Source organism: Serratia sp. 2880STDY5682894, assembly GCF_001537385.1.
Lineage (GTDB): Bacteria > Pseudomonadota > Gammaproteobacteria > Enterobacterales > Enterobacteriaceae > Serratia > Serratia nevei.
The window spans coordinates 99,275-111,851 of record NZ_FCJA01000001.1 but is presented as its reverse complement, the minus strand read 5'-3'; the positions used below and the strand labels follow the sequence as shown (position 1 = coordinate 111,851).

The 12,577-nt window shown below is 59.3% G+C and carries 8 protein-coding genes; 5 read left to right on the top strand and 3 right to left on the bottom strand.

Annotated elements, in window-relative coordinates; genetic code table 11:
• The first annotated feature begins 5 nt into the window (after nt 1-5).
• The 5 genes from AWX27_RS00490 to AWX27_RS00470 all read left to right on the top strand — a co-directional run bounded on the left by AWX27_RS00490 (nt 6) and on the right by AWX27_RS00470 (nt 9,057).
• The gene (locus AWX27_RS00490; RefSeq protein ID WP_060418685.1) at nt 6-2,162 is read left to right on the top strand and encodes a hypothetical protein; all 2,157 of its coding nucleotides are present in this window, start codon (nt 6-8) and stop codon (nt 2,160-2,162) included.
• A 128-nt stretch (nt 2,163-2,290) separates the two neighbouring features.
• On the top strand, nt 2,291-4,057 hold the full coding sequence (locus AWX27_RS00485; protein ID WP_230200960.1) for a hypothetical protein: 1,767 nt from the start codon (nt 2,291-2,293) through the stop codon (nt 4,055-4,057).
• A gap of 13 nt (nt 4,058-4,070) precedes the next feature.
• On the top strand, nt 4,071-5,729 hold the full coding sequence (locus AWX27_RS00480; protein ID WP_060418681.1) for a hypothetical protein: 1,659 nt from the start codon (nt 4,071-4,073) through the stop codon (nt 5,727-5,729).
• Nucleotides 5,730-5,738: 9 nt separating this feature from the next.
• Nucleotides 5,739-7,649, top strand: coding sequence for a hypothetical protein (locus AWX27_RS00475; RefSeq protein WP_060419682.1), 1,911 nt, complete (start codon nt 5,739-5,741; stop codon nt 7,647-7,649).
• Nucleotides 7,630-9,057, top strand: a complete 1,428-nt coding sequence (locus tag AWX27_RS00470) for a hypothetical protein (RefSeq protein ID WP_060418680.1) — start codon at nt 7,630-7,632, stop codon at nt 9,055-9,057. The genes AWX27_RS00475 and AWX27_RS00470 overlap by 20 nt, the downstream gene beginning before the upstream one ends.
• 60 nt (nt 9,058-9,117) lie before the next feature.
• Here the strand turns inward: AWX27_RS00470 and AWX27_RS00465 are convergent, their stop codons facing one another.
• From AWX27_RS00465 to olsF, 3 genes are all read right to left on the bottom strand, one after another.
• Entirely contained in the window at nt 9,118-9,831 is a 714-nt protein-coding gene (locus AWX27_RS00465) for a flagellar brake protein (RefSeq protein WP_049199733.1), read from the bottom strand.
• Nucleotides 9,832-9,907: 76 nt separating this feature from the next.
• Complete coding sequence (locus AWX27_RS00460) at nt 9,908-10,690, bottom strand: N-formylglutamate amidohydrolase (RefSeq protein WP_060418677.1); 783 nt, start codon at nt 10,688-10,690, stop codon at nt 9,908-9,910.
• A 101-nt stretch (nt 10,691-10,791) separates the two neighbouring features.
• Nucleotides 10,792-12,513, bottom strand: a complete 1,722-nt coding sequence (olsF, locus tag AWX27_RS00455; RefSeq protein WP_049199741.1) for an ornithine lipid synthase OlsF — start codon at nt 12,511-12,513, stop codon at nt 10,792-10,794.
• Nucleotides 12,514-12,577: the final 64 nt, after the last annotated feature.

Here is a 12,577-nt window from a genome sequence, read left to right as displayed (position 1 = left end):
GCCCTATGTTAACCACCGCTTTGCAGCAATCGATAAAAATCGACGTCACCGAGTATTTGGGCGTCAAGGAATACGCGTATACCTGCTACGGCGACAGCGACAGCAAGGATATCTTCTATGTGGTGCCGGAGATCCCGGTGTTTGCCAAACGGGATACCAATACGCCGAGCTTTATGTTTTACAAATACCGCAGCGAAGATACGCAAGGCGGCTACGCGCAATTCACCGTGCAGCTGCCGCAGCCGAATGCGGAAATGAAAGACCGCATCCGCCTGCAGCTGTATAACGGCCTTGGCAGAAAAGACGGCCCGCTGGATAAAAAATCCAAGCTCATTGTCGACTACATCAAGGCAAAACAGGCCTATGAAGCGGACCCGGAAAACAACACCAAGAAGACCGCGATGGACCAGGCGCAGAAGAATACCGGCCTGAGCGATGAACAGCTCAACCGGTTTGTCGCGCTCTACGACGGCAACAAGGGCGACGATCAATTCCTCAGCGAACTGATGCCGGCGGACGCTGCAAAAATCGAACTGATGCAGCCGCGCTACACCTCGGCACAGGCCATGCTGATCCTCGACGGCAACGATAAGTTCTATCGCCAGATCCCAACGCCGCTGTCCCCCTCCGGCCTCGGCGACAACAATACCGTGTTCAGCCTGTCGCTGACCGGGGAAGGCGCCACGCTGTTTGAACAGGTGCTGAAAGGCACCGATAAAAACGCCAGCGTCGGCGTGCGCTTCGACCTCTCCCTGGATGCCTCCATGTCGGCGGCCAAAGTGATCGTCACCTACAACAGCGAGCAGGCCAAGTCCGTAGCGCAAACCATCAACTACCACACCTGGTCGGCCGACGAGAAAAAGATCGAGCAGGAGTTTTACGCCAAGGAAGCGATCAAGGTGGACGTGCGGATCGGGTTGACGGCGCAAGAGATGGGCATGGAACCCGCCGCCTATGATAAATGGAAAGAAAGTCTGCGGAACTGGGGGCAACAGCAGGTCGAGCAGATCCTGAGCAGCCAAACCGGCATCGACATGAGTCTCAATTTGCTGAACGACGCCGGCAGCTTCGAAAAATTCCAGTCCAAAATCTCGCAAACTCTGAGCTTCACCCGCGAATATGAAGAGAACGCCGTGGTGTCCTCCACCATTTACCCGCAAACTCAGCTGCCGTCGATACGCTCAATCGTCGGCGAAGCCGATTTGGATCAGTACTTCAAAGAGTACGATCTCCACGACCCGTTCTATCAGTACATCCAGCCGGAGTTCTTCGTCACCGAAGACATGGCCAAGTATGACATCGCCAATATCGTGGTCACCGCGATATACGACGACGATCTCAAGAGCACGCTGACCTTTACGCCGAAGGATCCGGGGCCGAAGAAAACCGACAAATGGTTTATCAAACCCGAGCTCGGCCGCGCCTACCGTTATCATTACACCGTCAACTTCACCGGCATGCAGGCCAGGCCTTACCTGTCTGGGGACATCCAGGTCAAAGACGATCTGGTGGTCACCATCAACGCGGCGCAAAGCGGCATCGTCTACGCAGATATCTCCACCCTGCTCAACCCGCTGGGTTGGGAGGTCTTCAGCCAGGTCGTGGTCAAGACCCAGTACGAAGACAAAGAGCACAGCGTGCCGCTCAAGCAATACACCCAGGTGATCAGCGACAAGAACCCGCCGGTGCCGTTTATTTATCCGATCGGCACCAACGTGGAAAAGCCGCTTTATTATTCGGCCGACTACTATGCGCTGGACGGCGACAGCCTGACCTACCTCCCGCCGGGCGTGGAAAGCAACCCGCAGCTGCCCGGCTATGGCGAAACGCGCGGCAATCAGATCCTGATCGCCAACGCCCTGCCGAAGCAGCAGAAATACACCATCATCTTCAAACCGTCGCAAAAAGACGTTTCGCTGATCACCTTCGAGATGACGGTGAACTACCCGAAATGGGACTTCTCGCAGACGCAGCCCATTGCGTTAACCGAGTTCGACACCAAGTCACTCACGCAGTACCTGACATTCAACCTGATGCAGCAAGAGAAAGGCAACGAGCCGCAGATCAGCTACACCGCCACGGTCTATTACGGCGATAACCAGGAGAAAACCGTCACCAAGCCGATCACGGGCACCAGCACCATCGTGGTCGTGACCTTCTGACGGCCGGTCTCCGCCGGAGCAAGCACGCCTTGCTCCGGCTCCCTCTCCGATGACGTGGGGTTGCCGCTATGCGCGATCAGGTAATCATGCAAGACATCTGTTTTATTCGAGCGGACCCGGATCGGCCCGTGTATTACTACTGTGCCGCCGCGCCGAGCGTGCAGGTCACCGCAGGCAATCAACCCGATGTCCAACTGCAAATTTTCAGAAACCTCAACCAACCGGACGATCTTTACTACGCCACGCTGTCGTTGCAGACCCAGCTGGCCAGTTCGCCCGACGCGGCGCAACGCGCCGCCGACGCCAGCCCGGATATACCGCGCGATGCGATCTTATTGCCGCTGCAGGCGATCGCCTGCAGCGCGACGCTGAATATCCCCGATCTTATCCCCGGGCAGACCAGCAAAACCTCGCTGAGCGACCAGCAATATTGCTACCTGTCCGCCAAACTGGACGACGACGACGATATCCTGCTGCTGGCAAGCCTGATGCGCACGCCGGCCTCGACGCCGATCGCCGTCAGTTACAAAATCGACTACCTGCAGCAACTGCCGCCGGCCACCTTCGAGCTGGAAGCCAACTGGGACCAGGTTTACCGTTACCTGCAGCGCTCGATAGGCTTTAACCTGCTGATCTTTAGCGTCGGTATCGAGCAGACATCCGCCCAGTTGATCAGCGAGAAAATCGTCACCGTCAAAGTCAGGGACACCGATCCCGACGGCCATATGGCGCAGGCGGCCGCCGAACTGACGCAGATCCTCACCAGCCAGTTCTTCACGCCGGTTATCGCCAACGAACCGCAGCAGACAAGCCCCAAAGCCGGCTTTTATCTGCAACAGGTCTCGGTTGAAAACATCGATCAACGCCGCCTGAGCGGCAAGATCAGCGAAACCACCGTCGTGCAACGTTCGCTCTATCCGCAGGCCCTGTTCGCCCAGTTGGTCAACGGCACGGACTATCAGGCCGATCGCGCGATCGTCAAACGCGATCTGCAGGATGACTTTTTCGCCTATCGCGAGGTGCGGGTCAGCCTGCTGTCGGATGCGCTTGACGCCAATATCCTGCTGGTGACGGCCCGGTTGCGCTATGGCTCAAACAGCCGACAGCTGAAATTTACCCGCGACGACTTCGGGCCCAAACCGTTTAAGGAACCCAGCCTGATCGACCCGAAAACGGGAAAAATGCTGTGGCCGGTCGAGTATGACTTCACCGTGTACTTCAACCAGTCGATAGGCGGCGTGACTTCGGTCAGCTCCGGCAGCCTGCAAACGGAGATGAGCGAGGTCTTTCTGGACGTCGAGTCGCTCTACGGCCGCTATGATTTCGCGATCGAAGCAGCGCAACAGTTTGACTGGCAGCGCTATCAATCCGTGCTGGTCACGCTGCGCTATCGCCACCGGCAACAGCCGAACAGCAGCGTGTCGCGCAGCTTCCAACTTGACCAGACCAGCCCGCGAGCCCACTACCCGGTCATGCTGCCGGAGCCGGACGAATACCAATTCGACGTCGACAAAACCTACAGCGCCGCCGTCAACTCACCGCATATTTCCGCCGAGTTGCAAGAACCGACCGGTCAGGACGTCTACCTGTTCTCGACCCTGTATCGCCAGCGCGTGCTGACGCTGTCGGCCGACATGGACTGGCGCCGGGTGGTAATGGTCATCGTTTCCGCCAGCTACGCCTGCACGCCGGCGGAAACGCTGCAGCAGGTGTTTCAATTTACCGAATCCGATGCCGCCCCGCGCTGTTTCAGCGCCGATCAGCTTGATCCGGAGCAGATGAGCGTCGATCTGGATATCTGGTTTACCTATCAACCCGGCGAAGGCGGCGATCGGCCCGAAAACGTGCAGTGCTCGACCGACGCCAACGCTCTCGATCTCGCCACCCTCAGTTAACTAAGGAAACGCCATGTTATTACTCAGAGCCAAAACTGCCACCATCAACAACATCACCTTCTTCGCCGACGATTCAGACGATAACCAGTTCTGGTATCTGCCCGGTGATATCCACATTGCGCAGAAGTCGGGCGAACCGGTGTTTTCGCTGATCAAATACACCGGCGACGCCAGCGATCCGCAAGGGGGATACATCAACTTCGAGGTCAATACGGCGATCGACGAAGCGGTGTTGAACCGTGCCTTCAACGACTATCTGCGCAAACTGAACGTTGATCCCAAGAATGCCCGCAAGGCCCAGGTGCCGTATGATAAAGGCACGGTGAACTTCTTCGTGCTCGACGCGGGTGCCACCAACGGTGAGCTGATCAGCGCCCCTTGCCCCAGCCTGTTCGGCAACAACAGCGCCATTTTCAGCGCCAAGCTGACGCCGTCCCAGGCGGTGATCCTCGAAGCCGCGTTCACCCAGGCCAAGGCGCCGGCCGCCGTCGCCTATAACCTCAGCTTCACCGGCATCACGCCGGCGCTGAAGGTCGAAGTGACCGCACAGTTCGAAAGCATCTACAAAGAATTCGATCTGAAATTCGGCGCCAACATTCCCATTCCGGTTGAGACGCCGGCCAGCTTCTGGCTGGGCTTCGACAGCGTCATCAAAAAACTGCAGCAGGATCAGAAACTGGTGATCAAGGTCACCGAAAGCATGCCGGGCGACGAAGAGGCCAAAGAGAAAGAGTGGGCACTGCAGTTCGTCAAGGAAGAGATCCTGAAAAGCTTTTTCAGCGCCACGCTCAAACCTAACGACGACAGCAACCCGCAGGCGAAATCCGCCAGCGACGCCATTCTGGATTCGCTGATCGCCAGCGACAAGAAAGAAGGCGAAGAAGCCGGCAAAGGCGGCCTGTTCCCCAGCGCTTCGCTGGAGATCAAGCTGGTGCGGATCGAGGAAACCAAAAGCCTGAACTTCAACTACACCTCGTCGAAAGCCCTCAGCCAGTCCGCCGTGCCGCAAAACTTCATCGGCAGCGATATCCTGCACGCCCAGAAAACCGCGCCCTACTTTATTCAGGTCAACGTCAACGATCCGTTCTTCCAACAGCTGGATTTGACCGTGCTCGGGCCGGACAGCTTCGAGGAGTACGGTATCAAGGCCGCCACCTTCAACATCCGTTACAACAACCAGGTTTATACCGGCGCGCCTTTCACCAACGATGACGGGACATGGACCAAACGCATTGCCCGCAGCAGCGATAAGAACGAGCTGTTCCATATCACCAGCGAATTCGCGTTCAAATCCGCAGCCTCCTCGGGCTGGGAAGGCAGCAGCAGCTATCAGCCGCAGTCCAAATCGGCCTCGACCCTGCTGAACATGGATCCCGGCTCGGTGCTGTCTTTCAACGAGATCAGTATCTTCCTCGACCGCAAATTCTCGTGGGAAAACTGTAACCAGGTCATGGTGGAGCTGAGCTATCAGGACGACAAAGGAAGCCGCAAGACCAAGAAATATACCTTTACGCAAGGCGCGCACGAGAGCCAAACGTTCAAATACCGCTGTCTGACGGAGAAGCCCTGGGCGGTCAATTACACACTGATCTACTTCCTGGTTGGCGGGGAAACCGTCGAACGCAGCGGCAGCGAAAACCCGCCGGCGATCGTCATCCCCAACCTGGTTTAGGTGAGCACCATGATCGATCGCAACGCAGTGTTACCCGCGGCATGGAACGCCCTGGTCAACGCCCTGTGCAAGGAAGCGCCCCATTTGCAAAACACGCTGGCCCCGGACGTCGCCCGCTTCAGCCGGACGAAGGCGACGCCCGGCGGTTTGTCCGTCGCGTTTACCACCAGCCTGCTCGGTTATAACGGCAGCCCGCTGGAGTTCACCGTGTCGTCGGCCAAACCGCAGGGGCTCGCCTGCACGCTGGATCCCTTTTTACCGCGCTATGCGCAGCGCCGCAGCGCCGGCGCCTTTGCCCGACACTGTGAGGCGATCACCGCGGCCCCGCTCGCCGATCCCGCCAACAGCCTGGAGGCGGTGCGACGTATGCAATGTGCAAGCGTTCAGCCGCTGCGCTTCGGCGCCTGGCTGGGGCGAAAATACGCCCCGGACGCGATCAAAACCAAGGTCTACGTTGAAACCCCCGCGGACATGGCGGCCGCGCCCGATGGCTTGCAGGGGCCGCTCACCGCCGAGGCCCGCCGCGCGGCGGGATTGACGCTGCTGATGGTGGGGTATTACCCGGAATCTGCCGACTCTCCGCGCGAATATTACTACCAGTGGCACAGTGCGCGGATCACGCGTGACGATATCCTCGCCGTCATGCGGCTGTTCGAGGGAGAAAGCCGTTTTTCCGCCCTGATGCCGCTGCTGGACCGCGCGCTGCGGCAGCAGGACAGGCGGGACTTCCCCCCGACCACCTACGGATTCAGTCTGGGATACGCGCCGGACGGCAATCTGGAGAGTTTTACGCTGTTCGCCATGGCGGCAAGTTTTTTCGGCGATAACCGCCGCGTTTTCGACGGCATCACCGCGCTGCTGGCACCCGATGGCCAAGCCATGCCGCTGCTTAACCGCGCGGTGAGCGAACAGGTTCCGTTGCAGTACAACGTCGTCGGCTTTTCCTGCGATCGCCAGGGCAATCACAGCGTCAGCTGCACGTTCAGCCCGCAAAACGCGCATTTCGAAATCCTGCCATGCAAAGCGCGCGAAACGGCACCGCTTGTGCCATTGCCGTTGGCGGAGCTGTTGGCGCAGCAGTGTGCCAGCGGCGCCTTTCCCTCTCATGTCAGAACGCCGGATGGCCGCTGGCACAAGGATGAAAATGCTTTTGTCACCGCCCAGGTGCTGCGCACGCTGGATTATACCGCCCAGACCGCGCCCCATATCGAGCTGGCGCTCGACTTTTTGCTCGGTTGCGAGAGCCACCCGCACCACTTCCATTTTTGGCCTGCCGGCAAGCACCCCGCCTGGATGGCGGGCCAGCGGATCGACGCTGACATCGACGATACCGCCATTATCACTGAGCTCTTGTATCGATTTCATCGGCGCTCGTTGGCGCAAGCCAGACAGACGCTGGCGCAGATGCAGGCTTATCAGGTACAGCGCGTCGAACGGCGGCTGAAGACGACGCCCTATCCCTGGGCCGAGTGTTACGCCTTTCACACCTGGATGAAAGACGACGGCGACATCACGCAACTGGACTGCTGCGTGAATACCAACGCGCTGATTTTAATCCATGCGTTGACCGCCGCTCACGGCAGCCTGCCGCCGGCCTATCCGCGCATTATCCAAATGCTGAATCAGGCGGTGAACTGGAGCGACGGCGATTACAACCGCCTCAACGCGTTAACGCCCTATTATGCCCACCCGCATGAGTGGCTGAGTACGCTGGAATACGCCAGGCGGCAAGGGGTGCCGCAGCTTGCACCGGCGATCGATGCGCTGGCCGCCTGGCGCTTGCCGGCGACCAACGACGAAAGCCCGCTCTATCGCCGTCACGACGGTCATTTTCTTTGGACTTCCGCCTGCCTGAACCAGTTCAGACATCTGGCACGCCTTTCTTCCCTGGAGGATCGCTATGAACATCTTTCTCAATGATCTGGTGACGCTGAACAAGGTCATTTTGGACAACGCGCGCGAACAGTTTCCCGACGCCGAAGCCCCCCGTCTGCGCTACCGCGCCGCGCCCGCGCCGGTGGCCGACGAACTGCAGGCCGATGTTTGTACCGAAGTCGTCTCGGGAGAGACGCGCTATCGCATCGCCACCAGCAGTGACGGTACGCGCTGGCATATGACGGTGGATTTCGCGCTCAGCCGCGCCGTTCAGCAGGTGCCCTACGTGGTGCTGACCTTCAGCACTTTCGGCAAGGTTGAAGAAATGATCTTCGAACAGGTTTTGCTGGACGTCCCACCGACCCGCTACCGCGCCCAGCTCGACCTGGACCGCCTGGAACAGCGTGACGCGCTGCTGCGAGCGCTGTCGGATTATGACTCGCAAACCACGCTGGTGGTCGCCATCGTCACCGATAACGGGCTCCTCAACACCATCACCTCGCCGGAAGTCTTCTACTTCGCCGAGAACTACTATCCCTATATCTATCAGGGCATCCTGCCGCCGCCGCCGCGCCTGCAGCTGATCCTCACGCCGCTGGCCTTCGGGCATCTGTGGTACAACTACTATCAGGACTATGTACGAAAAAACTATCTTTATTACCTGCCGGATACTTTCCTGCTGGCGACCAACGCCGCCGACGACGACAAACCGATGCTGTCTATCTCGTTTTCTGCAGCGCCGCACGCAACCTCGCTCAACGATGTCGAGGTGACGTTCGACTATTTCCTGTCACCCAAGGTCAATCAGGCGCGCATCGGCGACGCCACCGCACAGTTCACGCAGATGCAACCGGACGGCAAGCTGGCACCGTTCGCCAACGCGGACACCCTGACGCTGCTGCTGGGGCTGCCGGACGGCAAAACGGAGGAAAAAAACGCGCTGATCAATCTGCAGAGCGGCATCGTGGATTCATTCACGCTGCCCGCCAGCCAATTTGGATTGATTTGGGATGCCTTCTTCGATCGGTCGCCGCAAAACCTGCTGCTCAAGGGGTATCTGGCGGTGCAGTTCACCGGCTTCAACCCGGATAATCTGCCCGTAGCGCTGGCGCTGGACGCCAAATACCAGAACAGGCTGCCGGATTTCATCAAGCAATCCGCACCGGCGGACATCAATAAGACCGTGGAATTCCGCAGCGACGCCGGCGCCTACGATCCTGCCGGGCCGCGGCCGATCAAGCGCATGCTGATCAGCATCGACAACCAGACCATTGAGCTGGACAAGGAGCACCCCGTTCAATCGGTTAACGTGAAGATCTCCGTGCTGGAACTGATCCTGCATCCGGACAAGAAGCTGGTGTATCACTACGATTTGCAGATTATCTACGTCGACGGCGGCAAAAAGTCCTCCTACGACAATACGTCCAGCTTCGAGATTATTTACGTCCCCTGAACGGGGAGAGAATGGCGGCGCGGCCGGGCGGCATCCAGCCCGACGCGCCGGAACAGAGGATCAGCGTTTTTTCTTTTTGTTGAAATCCAGCTCGAAGGCGAACACCGCGCTCTGGATTTTGCGCTCCATCGCCAGCCCCAGCTTGAGGAAGCGGCATGACAGGCGCGAGAAGTGTACCACCTGATCGTTGTCGTCAGTTTCCTGATCGTCGTTGACCACCACCAGCTCCATGTTGACCTTGAAGCTGCCGTAGCTGCCCAGATCCAGCAGCGCTTTCTTGAACTGCAAACCCGGCTGGAAGAATTCCGGCAGCGGGCCGTCGAAGCGCAAACCGACGCCGCCGGCGGACAGATCGTGGATCCGCAGCTCATAAGGCGTACCGTCCGGGTATTCGCCGGTGCAGAAGAATTGACGCCAGTGCGGCGTGGTGATGCGGAACTGGCGACGGCGCTGAATGTAAACCAGCTCCTGCGGCAGACGGGTCGAGCAGGCCTGGACGCCCTGATGTTCGGTCAGCTCCGCCTGGCCGACGGAAAACTCGATTTTGGCGTCGTTGCTTTCAATCACGATGGTGCAGGCGCCGTCGATGGCGCTCGCGGCTTCCTCACCGCTAAACACGATATTGTCCGGCCCGACGCTCAATAACAGACTTTGAAACCGGTGCTGCTGATTTTCTACGCGCAGCGGCGTGCGTTGTTTGCAAATTTCACGCAGAATCGCCAGAACTTCAAAACGCTCCCGTTTGATAAACAGTCCGTTATCGCTGTGCTCCACACGTCTCTCCTGACTTTTTTTCTAATGACGTCTTACGTATTCCTTACGGTTATCATCTCTGGGAATATTCCTAAAGTCAAATTTGCCAGCGTTGCCAGGCCTGCGGCAACAGGCGCGCGAAACGTTTCGCCCACGCCTGCTGCCCGCGTTCGTCGGCGATCAGATCCTGGCGAATTTCGATGCCGACATAAGGCAAACCGCGGCGTTCCGCATGAACCGGCAACGTATAGTCGGTGGCGTCCGTCATCGCATAAGGTTCGTTGATGCCCACCTGCAAATCCCCCTCTTCGCGCAGCAGCTCGGCCAGCAGATGGGCAAATTCCGGGTAGCGGTTAAACAGCAGCCCCACCTGCCAGGGGCGCGATTCCCCTTTGAACACCGGTGTGAAACTGTGCATGGCGATCACCGCCGTCGGCAGTTCACGCAGCTGGCGCTGCCCCAGATGGTCGTCGATGGCGTGGTGATACGGCAAAAACACCTCGCGCTCACGCGCCAGCGCGTGTTCGGCGTCGATACCGATATTGCCGGGGATCGGCGTCAGCTCGGACAAGTGCGGGATCGAGCTGGCGATGCCGGGCGCCCGGTTGCAGTCGATCACCAACCGCGAATAGCGCTGATGGATCAGCGTCGCGTCCAGCTGGCGGCTCAGATGGCGCGACACGCTCAGCGCGCCGATATCCCAGCCGATGTGGCGTTCGATCTCCCCGGGCGGTAAGCCGAGATCGCCGAGGGCTTGCGGTATCGCCTTGCTGGCGTGATCGCACAGCAGCAAAAATGGCGCTTTGCCATGCGGGATTTCAACGGCGGCGGCAGAGGGTTCATCGGCGGACAATAACGGCGGGATAAACGAGTGAGGCATGCAAGGCTCCGGCGGTGGAAAGCAAAACGTTTATCGTAGCGCTATCCCGTCGCCGGCCCCAAGGTCGTGCTTAGATCAAAAAGGCATGAGTCAGACTACAATCATGCCGTCTCGGCTGGCTGTGGCTGATGCACTGCAATATAACGCTGATAGCGCGACGGCTTGAGCCGCGTGGTGTCCACCAGCACCAGCCCATCGATGCAGTTGTTGAACGCCGGATCGGTGCCGAAGTCGATAAACTGCACCCCGCCCGGCTCGCACAGCTCGGTGTACTGTTTGTAGAGCGTCGGGATCGAACAGCCGATGTTGCTGAGCAGGCTCTTCAGCCGCACCAGATCTTCCTGGTAGTTGTCCCCGGCAAACTGCGCCAGCACCTGCGGCAGCGACGCCGGATAAGGCCGGCGCGACTGCGCGAAGGCATGATCCGGCGAGAAGTAGAGCCGATAGAAGGCGATCAGCAGATCGCGCGCCGCCAGCGGCATGCCGCCGGAGATCGACACCGGGCCGAACAGATAACGGTACTGCGGGTATTTCGACAGGTAGGCGCCGATGCCCAGCCACAAATAGTCCAGCCCGCGTTTGCCCCAATAGGCGGGCTGAATGAAGCTGCGCCCCAGCTCGATGCCCTGCGCCAGGATCGGTTCCATATCGCGGTCGTAGTGGAACAGGCTATTGCTGTAGATGCTTTCCAGCCCTTTGCGTTCGATTTGTTCGGCGGTGGGGATAAAGCGATAGGCGCCGACGATCTCCAGCTCCTCCTCATCCCACAGCACCAGGTGATAATAGTCGTCGTCGTAGCTGTCCAGATCGCGGCGGCGGCCGGAGCCTTCCCCTACCGCACGGAAGGCGATCTCGCGCAGGCGCCCCAGCTCACGCAGGATCGGCGTGCGTGCTTCATCGTGGCGGCGGTAGAGGTAGATGGTTTTACCGTCCGGCGTCACCCCCAAGCGTTCGCAGTTCGCCAGCGCTTTTTTCAGCTCCAAACGCTCTTCCGGCAGCGCGATCGGCGATTCGCTGGCGAACAGCCCCGGCTTGCCCTGGCCCAGGCGATACACATGGCGGCGAAAACGCTCCGCCAGATCCTTGGCGCTGGTGTGACCGTCATGCCAGTTGGCGAACGGCACGCGGCCGCCGATGCGGATCTTGATGCGCCCGCCCCGCTGCTGGAACATTTCGCGCACCAGCAACAGCGTCGACAGCGGCCGGTAGACCAGCGAGGTAAAGTAGAACAGGTTGCTGTTGCGCGCGCTGATATGAATAGGCACGATCGGCGCGCGCGCCTTGGCGGCCAGACGCAGAAAGCCGGTATGCCAGTGGCCGTCGCGGATGCCCTTCGGGCTCATACGCGACACTTCGCCTGCCGGGAACAGGATCAGCGCGCCCTGATTGTCCAGCTGCTGCTGCATGCCTTCAATCTGCTTGCGGCTGGTTTTATAAGCGACGTTATCCACCGGCACGAACAGGTTGCGCAGCGGTTCGATGTAGGTCAGCAGCTGGCTGGCCACCACTTTCACATCCGGGCGCACCGCCGCGACGGCGCGCAGCAGCACCAGGCCGTCGAGCGAACCGATCGGGTGATTGGCCACGAGCACCACCGGCCCCTGGCTCGGAATGTTTTCCAGATCGCCGTCCACCAGCTCGCAGCTGAGGTTGAAGTAGTCCACCACCTGCTCGATCAGATCAAGCCCTTTCAGGTGGGGATAGTCGGCGGCGAACTGTTTGAATTCTTTTTCGAAGAGAAGGGTTCTTAGCAGGCTGCGCTGCCAGGCAGGGGTATTGCGGTGTGGAAATGCATCTTGCAACAGAGAATCCAGGCTGAACATCGCGTTATCTCCTGACGTAGTCGCTGCAAACTTAAGCCAGAGCCGTGACTCTGACGTGTCAGTT